The sequence below is a fragment of the Dongia sp. genome, assembly GCF_041906375.1.
Lineage (GTDB): Bacteria > Pseudomonadota > Alphaproteobacteria > Dongiales > Dongiaceae > Dongia.
The window spans coordinates 651,643-671,973 of the sequence record NZ_JAYRJJ010000001.1 but is presented as its reverse complement, the minus strand read 5'-3'; the positions used below and the strand labels follow the sequence as shown (position 1 = coordinate 671,973).

The 20,331-nt window shown below is 63.4% G+C and carries 22 protein-coding genes; 13 read left to right on the top strand and 9 right to left on the bottom strand.

The window, feature by feature from the left end; translation table 11 throughout:
• Positions 1 to 167 precede the first annotated feature (167 nt).
• Positions 168 to 656, top strand: coding sequence for a PAS domain-containing protein (locus ACE3OA_RS03080; RefSeq protein ID WP_374307750.1), 489 nt, complete (start codon positions 168 to 170; stop codon positions 654 to 656).
• On the opposite strand, the gene gloB is transcribed toward ACE3OA_RS03080, so the two are convergent.
• Entirely contained in the window at positions 653 to 1,441 is a 789-nt protein-coding gene (gene gloB, locus ACE3OA_RS03075; protein WP_374307748.1) for a hydroxyacylglutathione hydrolase, read from the bottom strand. The two genes, ACE3OA_RS03080 and gloB, sit on opposite strands and share 4 nt — an antisense overlap.
• A gap of 88 nt (positions 1,442 to 1,529) precedes the next feature.
• Between gloB and ACE3OA_RS03070 the strand changes: the two genes are divergently transcribed.
• Positions 1,530 to 2,282 carry a class I SAM-dependent methyltransferase gene (locus tag ACE3OA_RS03070; protein ID WP_374307746.1) on the top strand — a complete coding sequence of 251 codons (753 nt, stop codon included), beginning with the start codon at positions 1,530 to 1,532 and terminating at the stop codon, positions 2,280 to 2,282.
• A 15-nt stretch (positions 2,283 to 2,297) separates the two neighbouring features.
• On the opposite strand, the gene ACE3OA_RS03065 is transcribed toward ACE3OA_RS03070, so the two are convergent.
• Entirely contained in the window at positions 2,298 to 3,224 is a 927-nt protein-coding gene (locus tag ACE3OA_RS03065) for a LysR substrate-binding domain-containing protein (protein WP_374307744.1), read from the bottom strand.
• Positions 3,225 to 3,332: 108 nt separating this feature from the next.
• Here ACE3OA_RS03065 and ACE3OA_RS03060 point away from each other — a divergent pair, with 108 nt between their 5' ends.
• Positions 3,333 to 3,524 (top strand): hypothetical protein, encoded by a 192-nt coding sequence (locus ACE3OA_RS03060; protein WP_374307741.1) that lies wholly within the window; start codon positions 3,333 to 3,335, stop codon positions 3,522 to 3,524.
• Here the strand turns inward: ACE3OA_RS03060 and ACE3OA_RS03055 are convergent.
• A complete protein-coding gene (locus ACE3OA_RS03055) occupies positions 3,514 to 4,419 on the bottom strand; it encodes a diacylglycerol kinase family protein (protein ID WP_374307739.1) in 906 nt (301 codons plus the stop codon). The genes ACE3OA_RS03060 and ACE3OA_RS03055 overlap by 11 nt on opposite strands.
• Positions 4,420 to 4,725: 306 nt before the next feature.
• Between ACE3OA_RS03055 and rpmH the strand changes: the two genes are divergently transcribed.
• The 5 genes from rpmH to yihA are packed head-to-tail and all read left to right on the top strand — an operon-like array spanning position 4,726 to position 8,131.
• On the top strand, positions 4,726 to 4,860 hold the full coding sequence (rpmH, locus tag ACE3OA_RS03050; protein WP_374307736.1) for a 50S ribosomal protein L34: 135 nt from the start codon (positions 4,726 to 4,728) through the stop codon (positions 4,858 to 4,860).
• Between the two features lie 54 nt (positions 4,861 to 4,914).
• The gene (rnpA, locus tag ACE3OA_RS03045) at positions 4,915 to 5,292 is read left to right on the top strand and encodes a ribonuclease P protein component (RefSeq protein ID WP_374307734.1); all 378 of its coding nucleotides are present in this window, start codon (positions 4,915 to 4,917) and stop codon (positions 5,290 to 5,292) included.
• Entirely contained in the window at positions 5,289 to 5,597 is a 309-nt protein-coding gene (gene yidD, locus ACE3OA_RS03040) for a membrane protein insertion efficiency factor YidD (RefSeq protein WP_374307732.1), read from the top strand. The genes rnpA and yidD overlap by 4 nt, the downstream gene beginning before the upstream one ends.
• 43 nt (positions 5,598 to 5,640) lie before the next feature.
• Positions 5,641 to 7,482 carry a membrane protein insertase YidC gene (gene yidC, locus ACE3OA_RS03035; protein ID WP_374307729.1) on the top strand — a complete coding sequence of 614 codons (1,842 nt, stop codon included), beginning with the start codon at positions 5,641 to 5,643 and terminating at the stop codon, positions 7,480 to 7,482.
• A gap of 7 nt (positions 7,483 to 7,489) precedes the next feature.
• Positions 7,490 to 8,131, top strand: a complete 642-nt coding sequence (gene yihA / locus ACE3OA_RS03030) for a ribosome biogenesis GTP-binding protein YihA/YsxC (protein WP_374307727.1) — start codon at positions 7,490 to 7,492, stop codon at positions 8,129 to 8,131.
• 846 nt (positions 8,132 to 8,977) lie between these two features.
• Here the strand turns inward: yihA and ACE3OA_RS03025 are convergent.
• Positions 8,978 to 9,211, bottom strand: a complete 234-nt coding sequence (locus ACE3OA_RS03025) for a hypothetical protein (protein ID WP_374307725.1) — start codon at positions 9,209 to 9,211, stop codon at positions 8,978 to 8,980.
• 128 nt (positions 9,212 to 9,339) lie between these two features.
• On the opposite strand from ACE3OA_RS03025, the gene ACE3OA_RS03020 reads away from it, so the two are divergent.
• Both ACE3OA_RS03020 and argB read left to right on the top strand, forming a co-directional pair.
• On the top strand, positions 9,340 to 10,212 hold the full coding sequence (locus tag ACE3OA_RS03020) for a hypothetical protein (protein WP_374307722.1): 873 nt from the start codon (positions 9,340 to 9,342) through the stop codon (positions 10,210 to 10,212).
• A 484-nt stretch (positions 10,213 to 10,696) separates the two neighbouring features.
• Positions 10,697 to 11,578, top strand: coding sequence for an acetylglutamate kinase (gene argB, locus ACE3OA_RS03015; RefSeq protein ID WP_374307720.1), 882 nt, complete (start codon positions 10,697 to 10,699; stop codon positions 11,576 to 11,578).
• Here argB and ACE3OA_RS03010 read toward each other — a convergent pair.
• On the bottom strand, positions 11,575 to 12,354 hold the full coding sequence (locus tag ACE3OA_RS03010; protein WP_374307718.1) for a substrate-binding periplasmic protein: 780 nt from the start codon (positions 12,352 to 12,354) through the stop codon (positions 11,575 to 11,577). The two genes, argB and ACE3OA_RS03010, sit on opposite strands and share 4 nt — an antisense overlap.
• 185 nt (positions 12,355 to 12,539) lie before the next feature.
• On the opposite strand from ACE3OA_RS03010, the gene ACE3OA_RS03005 reads away from it, so the two are divergent.
• On the top strand, positions 12,540 to 14,345 hold the full coding sequence (locus ACE3OA_RS03005) for a potassium/proton antiporter (RefSeq protein ID WP_374307716.1): 1,806 nt from the start codon (positions 12,540 to 12,542) through the stop codon (positions 14,343 to 14,345).
• Here the strand turns inward: ACE3OA_RS03005 and ACE3OA_RS03000 are convergent.
• Positions 14,332 to 15,219: a LysR substrate-binding domain-containing protein gene (locus ACE3OA_RS03000; protein WP_374307714.1), complete on the bottom strand. Its 888-nt coding sequence runs from the start codon at positions 15,217 to 15,219 to the stop codon at positions 14,332 to 14,334. The genes ACE3OA_RS03005 and ACE3OA_RS03000 overlap by 14 nt on opposite strands.
• Before the next feature lie 120 nt (positions 15,220 to 15,339).
• Between ACE3OA_RS03000 and ACE3OA_RS02995 the strand changes: the two genes are divergently transcribed.
• On the top strand, positions 15,340 to 15,534 hold the full coding sequence (locus ACE3OA_RS02995; protein WP_374307712.1) for a hypothetical protein: 195 nt from the start codon (positions 15,340 to 15,342) through the stop codon (positions 15,532 to 15,534).
• Here ACE3OA_RS02995 and ACE3OA_RS02990 read toward each other — a convergent pair whose 3' ends face one another.
• Positions 15,535 to 16,581, bottom strand: coding sequence for a P1 family peptidase (locus ACE3OA_RS02990; protein ID WP_374307710.1), 1,047 nt, complete (start codon positions 16,579 to 16,581; stop codon positions 15,535 to 15,537).
• Positions 16,582 to 16,775: 194 nt separating this feature from the next.
• On the opposite strand from ACE3OA_RS02990, the gene ACE3OA_RS02985 reads away from it, so the two are divergent.
• A complete protein-coding gene (locus tag ACE3OA_RS02985; protein ID WP_374307708.1) occupies positions 16,776 to 17,948 on the top strand; it encodes an LL-diaminopimelate aminotransferase in 1,173 nt (390 codons plus the stop codon).
• Here ACE3OA_RS02985 and ACE3OA_RS02980 read toward each other — a convergent pair.
• Both ACE3OA_RS02980 and ACE3OA_RS02975 read right to left on the bottom strand, forming a co-directional pair.
• Positions 17,945 to 18,838 carry a ribose-phosphate diphosphokinase gene (locus ACE3OA_RS02980; RefSeq protein ID WP_374307706.1) on the bottom strand — a complete coding sequence of 298 codons (894 nt, stop codon included), beginning with the start codon at positions 18,836 to 18,838 and terminating at the stop codon, positions 17,945 to 17,947. The genes ACE3OA_RS02985 and ACE3OA_RS02980 overlap by 4 nt on opposite strands.
• Positions 18,835 to 20,322 (bottom strand): thymidine phosphorylase family protein, encoded by a 1,488-nt coding sequence (locus tag ACE3OA_RS02975; protein WP_374307704.1) that lies wholly within the window; start codon positions 20,320 to 20,322, stop codon positions 18,835 to 18,837. The genes ACE3OA_RS02980 and ACE3OA_RS02975 overlap by 4 nt, the downstream gene beginning before the upstream one ends.
• Positions 20,323 to 20,331 lie beyond the last annotated feature (9 nt).

Below are 20,331 nucleotides of genomic sequence, written 5' to 3'. Positions count from 1 at the left end.
CCACGGGGATGCCCATGGGTTTGCCTCTTTGTCGAGTTGGATGATTCAACATAGGGATAAACTAACGGAAATCGCAAGAGTTCCCTGAACATATGGATGCTTGGGATTCTTTGGAAAGTTCTTTACTCTGCGTCGCACGAAGCAGGTGTCAGGACGTTGAATCGCAGATGTCTTTAACTGGCCGAGCGGCGGATGACAGCAGGGTCGCGGATCAGATTGACGCGACCGCCTACCACAACGACATCATCGCCTTTCATGATTTCTGGCTTGGCAAATGTCGCGGCCGAGCTATGCCAGCGCGTGCTGATTTCGATCCTGCCGAAATGGTCGCGTTCCTCCCGGGCATTGCCCTGATCGACGTGGTCGACGATCCACGGCGCTTCGTCTATCGGTTGCTGGGCACGCGCGAGGTGGCGATGCGCGGCAACGATGCCACGGGCAAGGGCGTTGCCGAGGGCTATTTCGCCAGTTCGGCGGAAGCGGCGCTGGCCTCCTATGACGATGTCGTGGGTCGGCGCGCGCCGCGCTTCGAGCAACGCCGCTTCATCACGCCGGACAATCGCATCGGCCATGAACAGACGGTCATCCTGCCGCTTTCGGATGACGGGCGGGCGGTCAACAAGATGATCGCCTACACCCACCACTATCTCGCCTAGAAGCGATCCTTCGCCGCGCGGATGGCGCCCAGCACGTCGGCATCCTTCATACCGGGACCGCCGAAACGACGGCGCAGAGCCGGCTGGTCCGCGCGCAGGAAGGGATTGCAGGCCTTCTCGATCTTCAACGTCGAGGGAATGGTGAAACGGCCCGCGGCGCGCGCCGCCGCCACCTTTTCCGTCTGTGCCGCCAGCGCTTCGTTCTCCGGCTCCGCGGTCAGGGCGAAGCGCGCATTCGATTGCGTGTATTCATGGGCGCAGTAGACCCGCGTCTCATCGGGAAGTGCGCGCAACTTCAGCAGCGATGACCACATCTGCGCCGGCGTTCCCTCAAAGAGGCGGCCGCAGCCCAGCGCGAACAAGGTGTCGCCGCAAAAAAGGGCGTGGTCCTCGGCAAACCAATAGGCGATATGGCCGCGCGTGTGGCCGGGCACGAAAAAAATCTGGGCATGGCGGCTGCCGAAATCAGCCCCGCTCGCCTCATCGACCGTCACGTCAATGCCGGGGATGCGGTCGCGGTCATAGGCGGGCCCGATGATCCTGCAGCCGGTCTTGGCCTTGAGTGCGAGATTGCCGCCGACATGGTCGCCATGGTGATGGGTGTTGAGGATATGGGTCAGCGTCCAGTTCTTCGCCTTGCAGGCGGCAAGGACAGGCTCTGCCTCGGCGGGATCGACCACGGCCGTGGCATTGCTGGCCGGGTCATGAATGAGAAAGCCGTAATTGTCGGACAGCATCGGAAAGACGACGATCTCCAACGGCTGCCTGGCTTGGTTTTCGGACATCGAATGCTCCCAATCACTTAAGTGCTGACGATAGCAGCGGATATGCCATAATCAAAGCCGGCCCGATGACCTCTCATGAGTTAGCACCTTGTTTCAAGACGTGGTCGATGTCCGCGATTTTTACCAGACGCCGCTCGGCAAGGTGACGCGTCAGCTGCTGCGCGCGCGCATCCGCGGCATGTGGCCGGACGTGCGCGGCCAATCGGTGCTGGGTCTCGGCTTTGCGACACCCTATCTGCAGCCCTTCCGCGCCGAGGCCGAACGGGTGCTGGCCATGATGCCGGCGGGCCAAGGCGTCGTGCATTGGCCGCACGACGAACCCAATCTCACCGCCCTTGCCGACGAGACGGAATTGCCGCTGCAGGATTATTCGGTCGACCGGATCCTGATGGTGCATGGGCTCGAAGGCTCCGACCATCCGGGCGACATGTTGCGCGAAGCTTGGCGCGTGCTGGCCGGCGGCGGTCGCCTGCTGGTGGTGGTGCCCAACCGCCGCAGCCTCTGGGCACAGCTTGAACGGACACCTTTCGGTTTCGGCCAGCCCTACTCCGCCGGGCAGCTTTCGCGCCTTTTGCGCAAGCATTCCTTCACGCCGCTCCGAACTGAACGCAGCCTCTTCTTCCTCCCCTTCCGCAACCGCTCCTGGCTGCGCGCGGCTGGTGGCTGGGAAGCCTTCGCGCGCCACGCTTTGCCGGGCCTTGCTGGTGCGGTGATCATCGAAGCGACCAAACAGGTCTACGGCGCCATGCCCGTCAAGCGCGCCCGCCGCCGCATGCCGGCGATGATGCCGGTGCCGGCGGCGGCCACGCGCAATCTCACGCGCGACGGCATGCCGGACTGATAAGCCGCTCCGGCATCAGGATGCCGCAAGCACGCTATCAATGGTCGCGTTGGCTGCCTTCACCGCGCCCACCGAAACGAGGCTGTGCGCCAGCGTTTCCAGCAGGGCCTCGCGCAGTTTTTCGGTCGCCGGTGGCGGTGTTTCTTCGCCGACATGGAGATAGAGGTCGATCGGCGGTGCCATGGGCGGCAGGCCGCATGTGCCATCGAGCAGCTTGAGGCGCGCCGGCAATCCCTCTGCCGTCCGCGGCGTCACACCAAGGCCCGCCTCGACCGCGGCATAGAGACCGGCAAGGCTCGGGCTGTTGAAGGCGATGCGCCAGGGCATGCCGGCCGCGTCCAGCGCCTCGATCGCCCGTGTCCGGAACGTGCAAGGGTGCTTGAAGGCGATGAGCGGCACCGGCTCGCCGGGCTTCAGCGCAAAATCCGCGGTACCGATCCAGCGCAACGGCACCTCGGCCACCTTCTTGCGGCGTGGTGTCGGATAATCGCCCCAGCCCAGCGAGAGGTCGAGTTCGCCCTTGGCGACCGCCTCGGCCAGATTGACGCCGCGGTCGACCTGCACGTCCACCTTGATCTGCGGATGCGCACGGGAAAACCGCCCGAGCAGGATGGGCAGCCAGCTTTCGGCAAAATCCTGAACAAGCCCCAGCCGCACCCAGCCTTCGACCGCGACACCGCGCGCCGCCGACACGGCCTCGTCATTCAGCTCCAGCAGGCGCCTGGCATAAGACAGCATGATCTCGCCGGCGGAGGTGAGGCCAAGGCCCCGCCCCTCCTTGCGCAACAGCGCCTCGCCGACCTGCTCCTCCAGCTTCTTGAGCTGCAGGCTGATCGCCGATTGCGACCGGCCGAGCCGGTCGGCGGCCTTGGCAAAACTGCCCAGCTCCGTCCCGGTCACGAAACTGCGCAGCACATCCATATCGAGATTGGTCAGTTTCATCGTGCAGTTTTCCAAAAGTGTTTCTTTGGAACTACCAATTTTTCAAAACGATCATGGGGAATTACATGGAAATGGTCAACCCGAAACACCCCAGAATAGGAGCCACACATGACCGATTTCACCCTTCCCGAGATCACGCCCCGCCAGCAGACCGTGGGTCTGGGGGCCTCCATTGCCGCCGCCTTGATTGTCGCCGCCATTGTGCTGACCGCCCTCAAGGTGAGCGGCGAATTGCCGAGCGATCGCCCGTCGCTGATCCCGCTTGACCAGCCGGCGGCCTGGTCCGGCTTTACCGCCTGACGCCGACCGGCATGACCAGGTGGACCGGGACCGGGGCGATGTCGATGGTAACCGGCAGATGGCCCAGCACATCGCCGTCGCCCTGGACCGGGTCGTTTTCGGGCCCGCTGATGGTGACATGGCGGCCCTCAATGATGCTGTAGCCGGCCGCTTTCGGCAGCAATCCCAGGCCGAGCGCCAGGGCATAGCGCAGCATATGAAAGGCGCCTCGGCGCTCGAACAGGCAGACCTGGAAGCTGGGCGCGGTCAGCCGGGCTCTCGGCGCCACCAGATGCCGCCCCCCGTAAAAGCGCCCCTTGGCGACGATGATCGAGGCGGCAGCGATCGGCGCTGCCCCATCAATGGTCACGCGGTAGGTCGGAAAACCGAAGCGGAACAACTGCTTGAACGCGCCCCAGACATAGGCGCCCTTGCCGATCCGCCGTTTGAGGGCGGTGTCGAGATTGGCAACCACATGCGCATCGACCCCGACCCCGGCCATCAAGGTGAAGGCGCGGCCATTGGCGCGGCCGATATGGATCGCCTGCGATTGCCGCGCATCGATGGCGGCGGCGATGGTATCGGGATGGACGGTCAGCCCGATTTCCGCCGCCAGCACATTGGCTGTCCCCATCGGGATGATGGCCAGCGGCAGCGCGCCTTTGGCTGAAATGAGACCGTTGATCGCCTCGCCGATAGTGCCGTCGCCGCCGGCCACGGCCAGCAGGTCCGGGCGGGCATCGGGCGGCAGATCGGCGATATCGCGGGCGAATCGCTCGGCATCGCCCCGGGCGCCGGTCGGTTTCAGGTCCATGGCCCAGCCCCGCGCCGCCAGCCGGTCGCAGACATCCTCCAGCACCAGGCGCCGCCGGCGCCCCGCAATAGGATTAAAGATGATGGCGACGCGGGGAATCACGGCTGGCCGGCTGGTTCGGGTGGCGAGGAAAGCAGCCGGAACCTAGAGCAAGTGGCGTCGCCATGCCATTCTCCTGATTAATCGAACCGGTCGATCAATATTTGCCCTACAATCGACCTGATCGATTAAAAGAAGGTCGAAAAATAGGCGAGAAAATCCGCTCTCCCCGGTATACGGCGGCCAAACAATGCCCTATAAGCAGCGCCTTGCGGCCGCTCGGGCGGCCCCAGTTACATTGACTCTGGTCGAGGCTTTCTTTATATAGCCGCGCCAAACCGCAACTGATTGAATTCTTGGAGATTTACCGTGAAACGTACCTTTCAGCCCAGCAAGCTGGTCCGCGCGCGTCGTCATGGCTTCCGCTCGCGCATGGCGACTGTGGGCGGCCGCAAGGTCATCGCGTCGCGTCGCGCCAAGGGCCGCAAGCGTCTCAGCGCCTAACCGGCGCTGACGACTCTTGTTTCCAGCCGCGATCAAAAGCTCAAGCCCCGCACGATGACCCGCATCGGCCGCCTGAAACGGCGCGCCGAATTCCTGGCCGCCGCGAGTGCAAACCGCAAATGGGTGGCGCCAGGCCTGGTCCTGCAAGCGCGCCAGGACGAGACGACCATCACCTCCTATGAGCTTCGCCTTGGCTTCACCGCCAGCCGCAAGGTTGGCAATGCGGTGTTGCGCAACCGTGCGCGCCGGCGCCTGAAGGCGGTGGCCGCCGAAGTGCTGCGCGAAACGCAGACTACGGCCTTGCACACGGACCTCGTCCTCATCGCCCGGCCGGCCACGGTCGACCGCGACTACAAGGCGCTCAAGGAAGATTTCCGCCGCGGGCTCAAGAAACTGGGCGTCGCCGCCGGCTCCCCGGGGGCTGCATCGTGAGCGGCCTCTCGGCACATGAATTGACGCGCAAGCTCGGCATCCTGCCGATCCGCTTCTATCAGCTGACACTCTCCGGCTTCGTCGGCTTCCATTGCCGCTACCAGCCGACCTGTTCGGCCTTTGGCATCGAAGCGATCGAGCGGCACGGCCTCCTCAAGGGCCTCGCCCTCACCCTCCGGCGCCTCGCGCGCTGCCACCCCTGGGGCGGCAGCGGCTACGATCCGGTGCCACACGGCAGACACGACCACGACCATCACGACCATACCGACCAGTGCAGCCACGCGGCTGCGCCTTCACGCCACTAAACCTCTCGCCCACTAAACCTCTTTCTGGGATCCGATCGTCATCATGATGCCGCAGACCGACAAGAAGAACATGATCATCGCCATCGCCATCTCGGCGGCGATCATCTTCGGCTGGCAGTTCTTCTATGAAATGCCGCGCCTGGAGAAGCAGCGCGCCGCCCAGCAGGCCGCGATGATCGAGCAGGCGGCGAGCGGCAACGCGGTAGCGACGCAAGCCCCGACGACGACGCCCGTGACCGGTGCCCCTGCAACGACAAGCGCCCCCGGCGATGCCTCGGTGAGCCAGCAGCTGCCGCGCGCCGACGCCCTGGCGCAGAGCCCGCGCCTCGCCATCGACTCCCCCAAGCTCACTGGGTCGATCGCCTTGAAGGGCGGCCGCGTCGATGACCTCGTCCTCAAGAACTATCGCGAGACCATCGCCCCCGACAGCCCCAACGTGGTGCTGCTGACGCCGGCCAATTCGCTGCACGGCTATATCGCCGAAACCGGCTGGTGGGCACCGGCCGGAACGGCCGTGCCGAACGCCACGACCGTCTGGAGCGCCGATGCAGGCGCCAAGCTGACGCCGCAATCGCCGGTGACGCTCACCTGGGACAATGGCGCCGGGCTGGTCTTCACCCGCAAGATCTCGATCGACGACGGCTATATGTTCAAGGTCGAGGATTCGGTCGCCAACAATGGCGCCGCTGCCGTTTCGCTCTCGCCCTATTCCCGCGTCGCGCGCTTTGGCCTGCCGCCCTCGCCCAGCCAGACCTATGTGCTGCATGAAGGCCCGATGGGCGTCTTCGACGGGACGCTCAACGAAGAAAAATACGGCGCCGTCAAAAGCCATGCCGAAGATGCCGAAGCCAATGAACCCAAATCGATGGACCATGCCAGCACCGGCGGCTGGGTCGGCATCTCGGACAAGTATTGGCTGGTGGCGCAGGTGGCACCGGCAGACGCCAAGATCACGGCGCATTACCTCTATGATCCGAAGTTCGACTCCTATCAGGCCGATTACGTCGCCGACCAGCAGGCGGTGGCACCGGGCGCCGGCGCCAGCTTCACCCACCAGGTCTTCGCCGGCGCCAAGGAAGTGACGCTGCTCGAGACCTATCGCGACAATCTGGGTATCCCGCTGTTCGAGCGCGCCGTCGATTTCGGCTGGTTCTTCTTCCTCACCAAGCCGCTCCACGCCTTCCTCGACTGGATCGTGCGCTATATCGGCAATATGGGCCTCGCCATCCTGCTGCTGACCGTCTGCGTCAAGGCGGTGATGTTCCCGCTCGCCAACAAATCCTACGCCTCGATGAGCAAGATGAAGGCGCTGCAGCCCAAGATGGCCGAGCTCAAGGAACAGTTCGGCGAAGACAAGGCGCGCTTCCAGCAGGAAATGATGGCGCTCTACAAGAAGGAAAAGGTCAATCCGGCCGCCGGCTGCCTGCCCATCGTCGTGCAGATCCCGGTCTTCTACGCGCTCTACAAGGTGCTCTATGTCACCATCGACATGCGCCAGGCGCCGTTCTTCGGCTGGATCCACGATCTCTCCATGCCCGACCCCACGACCTTCCTCAATCTCTTCGGCCTCATCCCGTGGGACCCGCATCTTTACTTCAACATGCCGATCCTGGGCGCCATCCTGCATCTGCTCTCGATCGGCGTCTGGCCGCTGATCATGGGCTTCACCATGTGGGCCCAGATGCGCCTCAACCCGACGCCGCCGGACCCCGTGCAGGCCAAGATGTTCGCGGTGATGCCGTTCATCTTCACCTTCATGCTGGGCTCGATGCCGGCTGGTCTCGTGATCTATTGGGCGTGGAACAACACGCTCTCCATCGCCCAGCAGAAGTACATCATGTACAGCCAGGCGAAAAAATCGGCCAAGCAGCCGAAGAAGGCCTGAGATCAAGGTGAGCGGCGAAAGAAAAGCAGGCGAGCGCAGCCACGGGGATAAATTGTTCCAGCGCGAATGCGTCTTCGTGGCGGGTGCCATGAAGCTGGAGCAATTGCCGCCGATGGGGCCGATCGAGGTGGCCTTCGCCGGCCGCTCGAATGTCGGCAAGTCGAGCCTCCTCAACGCCCTCACCGGCCGCAAGGCGCTGGCCCGCGTCTCGCAGACGCCGGGCCGCACCCAGCAGCTCAACTTCTTCGATCTCAACAGCGAGCTGGTGCTGGTCGACATGCCGGGCCACGGCTATGCCAAGGTCGGCCGCGCCAAGGTCGCCGAATGGTCGGAACTGATCGAGGGCTATGTGCGCGGCCGCGCCAATTTGCGCCGCGTGCTGCTGCTCATCGACAGCCGCCACGGCTTCAAGGAAAGCGACGAGGCCTTGATGGACCTCCTCGACCGCTTCGCCCTCTCCTACCAGGCGGTGATGACCAAGGCCGACACGCTGAAGCCTGCGGCCCTCGAAGCCAACCGCAAGAAATTCCTGGAAGCGATCCGCCGCCGCCCGGCGGCACACCCCGAGATCCTGGTGACCAGCTCCGAGACCGGCTACGGCATCACCGAACTTCGCGACACCCTGGCGGAGTTGGCGGCGCAGGGGTAAGTGGCGGGCGTTCGCCTGCACGCCCCCTTCAAGTCGCGGACAATCACAACTCGCTCCCCACACCCTCATTGTCATGGCCCACTATCACGGACCCTGACGAATTGGTTTGCAGTTTGCATCAACACCCGAGCCAGAATCGGTTAGTAAGGAGCCGGTTGACCTCATAGCTCCAATCGCCAGGTGATTGATGACCAAGTGTCTTGCCCTATTTCTCTTGGCCATTTCCTTGACCGGCTGCGTCAGCAAGTACCGGGTGGACAGCTACGAAGCGCCGTCCGGCCACCTCATAACAATTGGTGTCTGACCCTAATTCTCTATGTGATGACGACCCGACGGCCTTTCTGAAACAGCATATCCAAGAACTTTGTGGGATTTCCCAACGCCACGCCGGCCTTAGCAAGGCTTATGAGGTGAGACGTATCGAGAATAAGATTGTTGAGCATGCTCGCCTCGAAATTGCTGATGATCAGGTTTATTCTGAAATATTCTCTTTAGTGCAAAGAGCTGTGCGCATCGAAACGAATGTCAGAATTGCTTCGACAGGCCTCTTCGACACGATGTGTTCTTTTAGGAACCTCAAAACATCGGCCTGGATCGAAATCTCGTGCCCGCTCTTCTCCATCTCAACCCACCTGCGGTATAGATTGGGGTGATCTTCAAGGAACCAGCTCAGTAGGATTCCTGCTTGCTCTTGGGTTGCCTGGTCACCCTCGCCGATATCCAAGATCCTAGTTTTCATGTGCACACCTCATATTCTTGATAGATCGTGGGGCCAACTCGTCCCGCACAACAATATAAGACTAACGCTCTCTTCCCGCTTCATCCTGCATGCGCATACGCTCTGAGTTAGATATTCTTCTCTGCCGCGAGCTGAGCCATAATCACCTTTCGCATCGCGACGACGATGCTGGAAGTAAACAATGGATTGGTCCAAGTCGCTTCGTCAGAAACGAACATGTGGACCGGCGTCATCATTTCGACGATCCCCCCGTCCAGACTCTCCAGTTCCTTCCATTGCTCCAAGAGTTCCGGATTCGACTGGCCGGGACGCTTGCGCTGGATGAGGGCTGCGCGCCCCACCCCGTTGCTCAACAACCCGGATTGGGTTCAAATGCGGAACGGATTCTCCTTCCGAACGGATGAGTCTAGGGGCTCACGTCAGTTGATATATTGTTGGCCTTTCCCAATCGAGTTGAGAGTAGCGCCTAATGAACGCCGAAACCGCTGTGCGAGAGTGGCAAGACTCAATCTGGTTTTTAGCGGCGCGGCGATCAGTCTGGCCGATGCTGCAATCTCTGCCACTTCTTTCAGGCTTGGTGGTTTTAGCAGCGGGATTGGTGACGTGCGGCGCCGTAGAAACAATGGCGGACGACACGTCGATCTTCCCGAAGATCAATTATTCTGCGAATCGTCAACTCTGTGATGCGGTGCTCAAGGCCGCAATCGATTCGTTCAAAGAAGACGGAAATCTCTGCTCGATACCAATTTTTACGACCGGTGATGGTGTGTCGTCATTGAAATGGCAGCCGGAAGATATCGACGGCAATGAGAACTTGCTTGAGCAGAATCTTCCGTTTCTTGGATGGGATACTCGGCTGAGCACTGGTGTTGTCGGTCGAGCGGACGAGATGCCGATTGGGGAAATCAAGAAGGAGTTTTGGAACCGCTTTGGAAGCGAAATGAAGCTCGCACTGAAATCCAATGGCGGGTCATTCGAATCAGTAGTTGTTGATGTCGATAATGACGGCGTCGTGGAAAAAGTCTACCGAGTGTCCGTGCTGAAACCGTTCAGTAGCGCCGATCCTGAGCGCGGATGGACAATCTCTTCGTGCGCCGCGAGCAATGCCGAAGGTCAACCGTACTACGGGATCTTCTTTGACCCCGAAGTAGCCGCCAGAATGGGAACTTTGGCGAGATTTGACGCGGCAGATACCGTTAATCTGATGCGATTTGGCAACAAGACGTTTCGCGTCCTGATGGGCCCAAGGCTCATCTCAATCAGCAAGATATCCCAGCTGAAATCGGGCAAAGAGGCCTATTTTGATCAGCAGTGCGTGATCGATACACCTCCATCTGAATAAACAGAACGAATTGGGGTCAGAGTCCGATTTCCTATTGGGTAGCGGATTGGCCCTCATGCATCCTCACGCCGGCAACTTCTGCAGATAGATATTTCAATTTATCGGGGAACTTCATGGCGTCAAGGCGCGAGACGGCGCGCCGACTTGGATTTGCCCGTGGCTTCTGCAGTCCGGCGGGGGGAGTGGATGCCCGGGCCGGGCCCGCGCTCGACGAATTCGGGCGAGAGGGATCAGCTGAGACGAGATCATGGCTGGCGGAGGCCGACCATCTACGACTATGCCTGAGGTATCCCGGTTGGCGGATGGAAACTCGTGGGTGGTCGGCCTTCGCCGACCATGACGGAGTTAAGGTGGACCGGAATGGGCAGCCTCCTCGCCATTCCCGCGATTTTCCCTTGATTTTGCAGCCCCCCGACCGCACTTTGCGCGCCGGATTACCCGTTCCACCCCACCCCCTCCACCCTTCCGCAGCGATGGTCGCAAGATGAGCATTACGGACACCAAATACTGGTTGAAGACGGCGCGGACCCTGACCGACGCCCTGCCCTATATGCAGAAATATGCCGGCAAGCGCTTTGTCATCAAATATGGCGGCCATGCCATGGTGGACAAGGAACTCTCCGACATCTTCGCCCGCGACATCACGCTGCTGCGCCAGGTCGGCATCCTGCCGGTGGTGGTGCATGGCGGTGGCCCGCAGATCGGCGAGATGCTGAAGCGGCTCAATATCCAGTCGCGCTTCGTCGACGGCCTCCGGGTCACCGACGCCGCGGCCATGGAAGTGGTCGAGATGGTGCTTGCGGGCTCGATCAACAAGTCGATCGTGGCCGCCATCAATGCCGCCGGCGGCAAGGCCGTGGGCATTTCCGGCAAGGATGACAATCTGCTCCATGCCAAGAAGACCGAAATGACCAAGGACGGCGAGCGGGTCGATCTCGGCCTCGTCGGCGAGCCGGACAAGGTCAATCCCAGCATCATCCGTTCGCTGGAACAGGCCGGCGTCATCCCGGTCATTGCGCCGGTCGGCTTCGGCCCGGACGGGCAGACCTACAACATCAATGCCGATACGGCCGCCGGCGCCATCGCCGCCGCCATCGGTGCCTCACGCCTCCTCATGCTGACCGATGTGCCGGGTGTGCTCGACAAGTCGGGCCAGCTGATGCAGCAGCTCACCGCCGGCGAAGTGCGGGCGCTTGCCGCCGACGGCACGATTTCGGGCGGCATGATCCCCAAGCTCGAAACCTGCCTCAGCGCGGTCGAGAGCGGCGTCGAAGCCGCCGTCATTCTCGACGGGCGCGTGCCGCATTCCATGCTGCTGGAAATCTTCACGCCCCAGGGCATCGGCACGCTGGTGACGCGCGGCTAATAATAGTCTTTCGGTTCCAATCCATATTCTCGGAGGATGGGGGCGTAGGCCCCCTCCGACCGCATCACGTCGAGCACGCGGTCGAATTCCGGCAATAGAGCGGCTTGCGGCGATTGCTTGCCGAGGCACAGCACATATTCGAACCTGTCGACGGTGAGCGGCAGCATGACGAGCTTCTTTTCCAGCCCGAATTCGCGCAGGTAATAGGCGCCGGCGGTCATGGTGACCAGCGCCAGATCACCGCGCCCTTGCGCAAGACCGCGCAACGACGCCTGGAAATCGGTGGCATAGATGACGTCGAAATCCGCCAAATTCTGTTTGGCCCAACCATTGCCGAAATAGCTGACGATGGAAAAGGGCTTCAAGGCGGCGAGGTTCGTCGCTGCCGCGATCTCCTGGCGCCGCGCATGGTCCGACCGAATGAGGGGATGCAGCTGTGCCCGCAGGACCGGGATGCGCCCGCAATTGGCATATTCCGCCCGCGCCTTGGTGGCGACGGTGATGAAGCCATCCGCCTCGCCGCGCTTCACCATCTGCTGGGCGCGCTCCCAAGGGTAAAGCGCTGCATCCACCGTCAGGCCAAGCCGGTGTTCGAAAACTTCGCGCGCAACATCGATCAGAATGCCGCGCGCCACGCCGCCATCTTCAAAGGAGAGCGGTATGAGATCCGCCGCGAAGACCAGGTGCAGCGGCTCTTTCGCCCGGGCCGGCGGCATGGAAAAGAGGCCAACCGCCGCGCCGAAAAGGACCAACAGGATCGGTGCTCGCTGCAACATCGGCCGGTGACGCCTCGTCTGGCTTGGATGCTCAATCCTAGCAAAGCCGGGGAAATTCGCGAGCGGCAATAGCTTCCCCCTTTGCGGTGCAATAAGCGAACTGACTATATTGACTGACATATAGGATCGGATCGCCGGCAGGGGCCACAATCCCTGGCCGGCCGTGACTAAGGAGCGCGCGCGGCTTGACCTTTATCAATCAGCTCATCTTTCTGGGCGCCCTGCTGGCGCTGATCAGCATCCTGCTCGGTCAGATTTCCTCGCGCTTGGGGGCACCGCTGCTGCTGGTCTTCCTGGTGCTGGGCATGCTGGCCGGCGAGGACGGCGTGCTGGGCCTCCATTTCGAAAGCTATGAGACCACCTTTGCCGTGGGCTCGATCGCCCTTGCCATCATCCTTTTCGAAGGCGGCCTGCGCACCCCGCGCGACGTGGTGCGGCTGGTTTTCTGGCCCTCCTTATCCCTTGCAACCGTGGGGGTGTTGCTGACGGCGCTCTGCATGGCCGGCATGGCGGTGCTGGTGATGGGGATGCAGCCGCTGGAAGGCATCCTGATGGGCGCCATCCTCGCCTCGACCGATGCCGCGGCCGTCTTCATGCTGCTCCACGGCCAGGGTGTTGCGGTCAATGCCCGCGTCGGCGGCACGCTGGAGCTTGAATCCGGCATGAATGACCCGATGGCTGTCTTCCTCACTTTGATGGCGGTCCATGTGCTGCAGGCGGGGGCACAGGTTTCCGGCTGGTATGTGCTGGGCAGTTTCGGGCTCGAACTGGTGGGCGGCGGGCTCATCGGTGCGGCGGGCGGTTTCGCCCTTCGCTGGCTGCTGCAGCGCCTCACTTTGAGCGCCGGCCTCTATCCCGTGCTGGCCACCGCCGGCGCGCTGCTCATCTTCGGCGGCACCAATGCGCTCCATGCCAGCGGCTTCCTCGCGGTCTATGTCGCCGGCGTCATGCTGGCGCAGGCGCCCTACCGGGCCCAGCAGGTGATCACGCGCTTCCTCGACGGCCTCGCCTGGCTGGCGCAGATCGCCATGTTCCTGATGCTGGGCCTGCTGGTCACACCGTCCGACCTCTTGAAGGATCTGGCGGCAGCCCTGGTGCTGGCGCTGGGCCTCATCCTCGTCGCCCGGCCGGGCGCGGTGATGCTGTGCCTGCTCCCTTTCCGCTTCAACTGGCGCGAACGCGGCTTCGTGGCCTGGGTGGGGCTGCGCGGCGCGGTGCCGATCTTCCTCGCCTCGATCCCGATCCTTGCCGGCGTTCCCGATGCGCAGATCTATTTCAACGTCGCCTTCGTCGCCGTCCTCACCTCGCTGATGGTGCAGGGCTGGACCGTCGGCCGGGCCGCGCGCTTCCTCGGCCTCGAAGTACCGGCGGCGGCGCATCACGGCCAGGAACTCGACATCAGCCTCGGCCATGGCGCCAGCCGGGAACTCGCCGGCTACCGCGTGCAGGATGGGGCGCGCGTGCTCAAGCATGATTATGGCGCGATCGACCTGCCCGACCGGGCCGACATCATCAGCGTCATCCGCGATTCGAGCCCGATCGCCCTCTTTCGCGAAACCCGGCCGCTCTCAGGCGACTACGTCATCGCCCTCGCCCCGCCGGCCGAGATCGCGGGCCTCCATCAATATTTCGCCTATCATGAGCCGGACGCGCCGGCAGCCCCCGCTGGCTTCGGCGAATTCGTCTTCGAGGCCGATACGCCGGCGAGCGACCTCGCCCTCATCTATGGCCTGCCCATCGGTCCGGTGGCCAAGGATCTCAGCCTCGGCGCCTTTCTGCATGAGCGCCTGGGCGAACAGGTGGTGGCGGGCGACCGCTTGAAACTCGGCGAGATCGAGCTGGTGGTGCGTAAGGCCAGGGACGGGCGCATCGTCCGCGTCGGCCTGGAACTCGAGGACACGCGCGTGCATCTCCCCGTGACGCGCACCTTGCGCAAGCTCAAGCACCCGATGAAGACCTGGCGCGCCTTCCGGCGGCTCAGCGGGCTTTAGCCACTTCCGCCAGCAGCCAGTCGCGGAAGGCGCGGATCTTGGGCTGGTTGCGCCGCTCCTGCGGATAGACCAGCCAGTAATCGGTCTCCTCGCGCGCGACGATCGGCAGCACCTGAACAAGGCGCCCGGCCGCCACCTCGGCGCGGAAGAAGGCTGGCGTCAGGAGCGCCAGGCCCTGGCCCGTCATCGCGGCACTGCCCAGCACCTGCTGCGTCGGCGCCATGAGGTTGGGGCCGGAGCTGCGCTGCGGATCCTTGATGCCGGCCGCGGCGAACCAGACCCGCCAGGCATCGTCGGTCCAATCGAGGAGCGGCAGGCGCAGGAGATCCGCCGGCCCCTCGATGCGGCCCGCCTGCGCCAGGAAGCCGGGGCTGGCATAGACGGTAAACTCCAATGGCATCAGCTTGTGCGCGACAACGCCCGGCCATTGGCCGTGGCCGCTGCGAATGCCGACGTCGAAATTCTCCTGCGCGAAATTGACCCAGCGCGCATTCATGTCCAGCCTTACGGCGATGGTCGGTTGCGCGATCTGGAATGTGCCGAGGCGCGGCACCAGCCAGTTGGTGCAGAAGGTACTGACCGCCGTCACGGACAGCACACCTTCATCGCTGTTCTTCAAGGCGTCGAAGGCGAGGATGAGGCGCTGGAACGCTTCCCCGACCGCCGGCGCCAGGCGCTTGCCGGCCTCGGAGAGCACGACCTTGCGCGCCTGGCGCAAGAAGAGCGGCGCGCCGACACGGTCCTCCAATTGCTTCACCTGATAGCTGATGGCTGCCTGGGTGAGGCCAAGCTCCGCCGCTGCCTGGGTGAAGCTGCCAAGGCGCGCGGCTGCCTCAAAAGCGCGGATCGCGGTCAGCGGGGGCAGTTTCGACATCACTAATCCATAAAATCAGCTTATGCATTACCCCAGAGGATTAGTTGGTTTTCAGTTGCTGTCCAGCGCAAATTGCCAATCAGACAAATAAATCATCCTAGGTCTTGAGTGGAGATGAAGATGTTGCAGCTGACAGTCTTCCAGCGCGGGTTTCTCGCTTTCACGGCGGAATTGCGCGGCCGCTGGCGCGGGCGGCACCGGGAAAGGCAGGTCAGGCTCGAACATCTTTCGCGGCATCTGCTGCGCGATCTCGGCCTCTCGCCCCGCGACGCGCTGGACTTGACGGCCGCGGAACGGAGCCGCTTCCTGAGGTGATCAGCGCCGCAGCCGGTCGAGCGGCAGCGCTGCGACCGTGACCTGACGCTGGCGGGCGACATCGAAGCCGGTCATCGTCACCGCCATGAAGAGCGAATTGAGGATCGCCTCCTCCGTCGCCTCGATTGCGGCAAGGAACAGTGGCGAGATCTGGTCGTTGGGAATTTCCGTGACGGCCGCAAGCTTCTGCCGCCGCTCGGGCGTGCGCCGGATTTCGGGCGCCGTCGAGAAGGCCAGAGCATAGTCGCCCGATCCGTTGCTGAGCGCCGCCCCGGTGCGCGCAAGGCCGCCGAAGCAGCGCGCCGCAAGGCGCCTGAGATTGCGGTCGGAGAGCGGCGCGTCGGTTGCCAGCACGATCATGATCGAGCCGTCGGTTTCCGCGGCATCGCCCGCCCATGCGCGCCCGTCGATGCGCAATGTCCCGCCATAGTTCGACTGCACCAGCACGCCGAGATGATAGTGGCCGCCAGCCGCATCCACACGGCGCGATGAGGTGCCGATGCCGCCCTTGTAGCCGAACGCCACCGTGCCGGTGCCGGCGCCGACGCAACCTTCGGCCACGGCACCGCCTTGCGCCGCCGCGATGGCCGCCATCATCTGTTCGGAGGTGGGAAAGGCCGCGCGGATGTCGTTGAGCCTGCCGTCATTGGTTTCGCCCACCACGGCATTCACCGAACCCACGCGCTCATTCCCCTTCTGCGCCAGGGTCCAGCGATTGATTGCCTCGATCGCCCGCCCCACGCCCAGCGTGTTGGTAAGGAGGATCGGCGTTTCGACCTCGCCCAGTTCCAGCACCTGCGTCGCCCCGGCGAGCTTGCCATAGCCGTTGAGGATGGCGAGGCCCGCCGGCACCTTGTCCGCATAGAGATTGCCACCATGGGGCAGGATCGCCGTGGCGCCGGTGCGCGTGCGCTCGCCTTCGATCAAGGTGACATGCCCAATGCGGACACCCGGAACATCGGTGATCGCATTGAGCGGTCCGGTCGGCAATTGGCCCGGGGCGATACCGAGATCACGGGCGCGTTGGCGTGAACTTGTCTCGATCATGGGATCAGCACCACAAGGTTGAAAGAGCTCGCTCGGCATTAGCGCGCCCACGGTGAGACATCAAGCCATGTCTGCACGTTTGTAAAGCAACGCATCCGCCGATCGTCGCGATTGACAGGGGAAAGCATGCCAGTCAGCCTGCGCGCCCCGTCCCCCCAAAACGCGCCAACCCAAGAACAGGACCCGACCGACCGATGGATGCCGAGTTCCACCGCACCAAGCGCCTGCCGCCTTATGTGTTTGCCGAAGTGAACAAGCTGAAGGCCGCAGCCCGCGCCGCCGGTCGTGACATCATCGATTTCGGCATGGGCAATCCCGATCAGCCGCCGCCCAAACATGTGAGCGACAAACTGGCCGAGACATTGCAGGACCCGCGCGCCCACCGCTATTCGAACTCGCGTGGTATTCCTGGCCTGCGCAAGGCGCTCGCCGCCTATTACGCGCGGCGCTTCAATGTCGAGATCGATCCCGAGCGCGAGGCGATCGTCACGCTGGGCTCTAAAGAGGGACTCGCCAACCTCGCCCAGGCGATCACCAGCCCCGGCGACGTCATTCTGGCGCCGAACCCCTCCTATCCGATCCATGCCTTCGGCTTCATCATCGCGGGTGCCGCCATCCGCTCGATCCCGTTCCATCCGGGACCGGATTTTCTTGTGGCGATGGACCGCGCTGTGCGCCATTCGGTCCCGAAGCCTCTGGCCGTCATCGTCAACTATCCCAGCAACCCGACGGCCGAGGTAGCCGATCTCGATTTCTATCGGGAGGTCGTGGCCTTCTGCCGCAAGCATGAAATCTTCATCATCTCCGACATCGCCTATGCTGAGGTCTATTTCGACGGCGTCCCGCCGCCCTCGATCTTGGAAGTTCCGGGCGCCAAGGAGATCGCGGTCGAGTTCAGCTCCCTTTCCAAGACCTATTCCATGCCCGGCTGGCGCATCGGCTTCTGCGCCGGCAACCAGCGGCTCATCGGAGCGCTGACACGGGTCAAATCCTATCTCGATTACGGTGCCTTCACGCCGATCCAGGTGGCGGCCACCGCTGCCCTCAACGGCCCGCAGGATTGCGTCGATGAAATGCGTGCACGCTACAAGAGCCGCCGCGACGTCCTGATCGACGGTTTGAACGCTGCAGGCTGGCCGGTCCCGGCACCCCCCGCCTCGATGTTCGCCTGGGCGCCGATCCCGGAACGCTACCGCGCCTTGGGTTCGCTCGAATTTTCCAAGCTGCTCATCGAGAAGGCCGGCGTCGCCGTCGCCCCCGGCATCGGCTTTGGTGAATATGGCGACGACCATGTGCGCCTCGCTCTGGTCGAGAACGAGCATCGCACGCGCCAGGCGATCCGCGCCATCAAGGCGGCCTTGCGCTAGGTGCTGCCGATCAACCCGCGCAGCGCGGCGGCGATCGCCGGGACCATCGACACGGCAGCGGTGGGTCCGGGCACGGTATCCGTCGAGCGCACGCGTGCGATCCCGCCGGCCAGCAAGGCCTGAAGGTCCGCCTGCCCCGCCAGGCAATGTGTGGCGAGCACCTCGATCCGCCGGGCGCCTGCCGCCCGAGCCAAGGCCGCGCAACGGAGCAGTGTGGCGCCGCTGGAAATCAGATCGTCGACCAGGATGACTGGACGCCCCGCGGCCATTTCGACGTTCGCGATGGAGAGGTCGACATCCCTGTCGCCCAGCCGCCGCTTCGCGCCGACCAGCACCTGCAGGCCGAGCGGCGCTGCCACCTCTTCGACCCAGGGGCGCGATTCGGTGTCGGGACCGACCAGAAGGGTGTCCGGCGTCGCATCCGATGCCAGCGTCGCCGATAGCGTGCCCGCCGCCGGAACAATCCGGGTCGCGATGCCCGGCATGATCTGCTGCAGCGATGCCGTGCGGTGGAGATGCGGGTCTACCGTCACCAGCGCATCGAAATGGTCCGCGATGAACTTGCCGATCACCTTCTGACTCACTGCCTCGCCGGGATGAAAGGCCATGTCCTGGCGCATATAGGCGAGGTAAGGCGCCACCAGAATAAGCCGCCCGGCGCCATTCTCGCGCATCGCTGCGGCCGCCAGCATGAGTTCGACCAGTTTCTCGTTGGGCCGGTCGAGCGAACAATAGAGAATCGCAACCGGCAGGGATCTTTCAACGCGCACCAGGCTTTCGCCATCAGGGAAATGCCGGCAATGCACGAGACTGAAGGCAACGCCCAGCGCCTGCGCCAGGGAGCGCGCCTCCTTCGCCGATGCTTCAAAACTGTGGACCGTCACCGTCACGGCGCGATCCTGTAGCCGGGATCGCCCGCGGCCAGTTCCCGCGCAAAACCCAGCCCGGTTTCGGATTGTGCATGGATGCGATAGAGCGGTTCGCCGCGGCGCACCTGCTCGCCCACCTTGCGCAGCAGATCGATGCCCGCCCCCTTATCCATCGGCGCACCGGCGAGCCTGGCGATACGCGCCATCAGATGGCAATCGATGGCAGCGACGGCGCCGTCTGCGGAAGCCAGGACCTCGTGCTTGAACGGCCCGGCATTGAAGACGATCGCCTGCCGGCCTTGCGCTTCGATAAGCCGCTCCATCGCCGCCAGCGCCTTGCCCGATGCCAGCAGGTCCAGCGCTCGCGCATAGCCGCGGCCGCCTTCCACCGCAGGATCGAAATCCAGGACCCGACCGGCCAGCATCAACGCACGCTCGCGCAGGTCGCCAGGCGCATCGGCATCGTTGCGCAGGACCGCCATCACATCGCGCGCTTCCAGCACCGGGCCGATGCCGCGGCCGATCGGCTGCGACCCGTCCGTGATGACTACGTCGATCATCAAGCCGATCTTGCCGGCAACATATTCGAACAGCTTGCGCAGGCGCACCGCCTCGCTTTGCGAGCGCACCTTGGCCGTCGGCCCCACCGGTATGTCGATCACCAGGTGAGTCGAGCCGGCCGCGATCTTCTTCGACAGGATGGACGCCACCATCTGTTCGAACGTGTCGATGCGCAGCGGCCGCTCGACCGAAATCAGCACGTCGTCGGCCGGCGACAGGTTGACCCGTCCGCCCCAGGCAAGGACGGCATTCTCGCTGGCAACGATGCTGCGCAGGCGCTCGACCGACAGATCGACATTGGCCAGCACTTCCATTGTGTCGGCGGTTCCCGATGGCGAGGTGATGGCACGGGACGACGTTTTCGGCATGATCAGCCCATGCGCCGCCACGATGGGCACGATGATCATCGAGGTGCGATTGCCGGGAATACCGCCGATGCAATGCTTGTCGACGACGAGCGGCGAATGCCAGTGCAGCCGGTTGCCGACATCCGCCATCGCCTTGGTAAGCGATAGTGTTTCCTGGGTCGTCATGAAGCCAGCACAGGCCACCAGGAAGGCGCCGATTTCCATTGGCGAGTAGCGATAGGTGGCGATATCGGAAATGATGGCCGAAATCTCGCTGTCGCTCAGCACGTCGCCACCGATCTTGCGGCGGACCGCTTCCAGGCTGACCGGCGGCTTGGCCTGGGCGATGGAGACAAGGCTGCCTTCGGGCTGACCGAGCCGCCGGAATGCCTGCTCGCCAAGCCCGATTTCGCCTTGCCCCACAATGCCAGGATCGTCGGTAATGGCCAGGGTCGCCAGAATGGCACTCCGATCCGCCGTCACCTCGATCTTGCGCAATGCCTTGAACTGCTCAACGCCATAGCCGTTGCCGCTGCGCAGCAGAAAGGCGGTGTTTTCCGGATAGGTATCGATCGCGATCTTGCGAATCCTGAACATCGTCCCTCA

Coding starts and splice junctions, on each gene's coding strand:
- ACE3OA_RS02975 (WP_374307704.1), bottom strand. CDS start 20,322: ATGTTCAGGATTCGCAAGATCGCGATCGATACCTATCCGGAAAACACC.
- gloB (WP_374307748.1), bottom strand. CDS start 1,441: ATGTCCGAAAACCAAGCCAGGCAGCCGTTGGAGATCGTCGTCTTTCCG.
- ACE3OA_RS02985 (WP_374307708.1), top strand. CDS start 16,776: ATGGATGCCGAGTTCCACCGCACCAAGCGCCTGCCGCCTTATGTGTTT.
- ACE3OA_RS03060 (WP_374307741.1), top strand. CDS start 3,333: ATGACCGATTTCACCCTTCCCGAGATCACGCCCCGCCAGCAGACCGTG.
- ACE3OA_RS03000 (WP_374307714.1), bottom strand. CDS start 15,219: ATGTCGAAACTGCCCCCGCTGACCGCGATCCGCGCTTTTGAGGCAGCC.
- ACE3OA_RS03080 (WP_374307750.1), top strand. CDS start 168: ATGTCTTTAACTGGCCGAGCGGCGGATGACAGCAGGGTCGCGGATCAG.
- ACE3OA_RS02990 (WP_374307710.1), bottom strand. CDS start 16,581: ATGATCGAGACAAGTTCACGCCAACGCGCCCGTGATCTCGGTATCGCC.
- ACE3OA_RS02995 (WP_374307712.1), top strand. CDS start 15,340: ATGTTGCAGCTGACAGTCTTCCAGCGCGGGTTTCTCGCTTTCACGGCG.
- ACE3OA_RS03010 (WP_374307718.1), bottom strand. CDS start 12,354: ATGTTGCAGCGAGCACCGATCCTGTTGGTCCTTTTCGGCGCGGCGGTT.
- rnpA (WP_374307734.1), top strand. CDS start 4,915: ATGACCCGCATCGGCCGCCTGAAACGGCGCGCCGAATTCCTGGCCGCC.
- argB (WP_374307720.1), top strand. CDS start 10,697: ATGAGCATTACGGACACCAAATACTGGTTGAAGACGGCGCGGACCCTG.
- ACE3OA_RS03065 (WP_374307744.1), bottom strand. CDS start 3,224: ATGAAACTGACCAATCTCGATATGGATGTGCTGCGCAGTTTCGTGACC.
- ACE3OA_RS03020 (WP_374307722.1), top strand. CDS start 9,340: ATGAACGCCGAAACCGCTGTGCGAGAGTGGCAAGACTCAATCTGGTTT.
- yidC (WP_374307729.1), top strand. CDS start 5,641: ATGATGCCGCAGACCGACAAGAAGAACATGATCATCGCCATCGCCATC.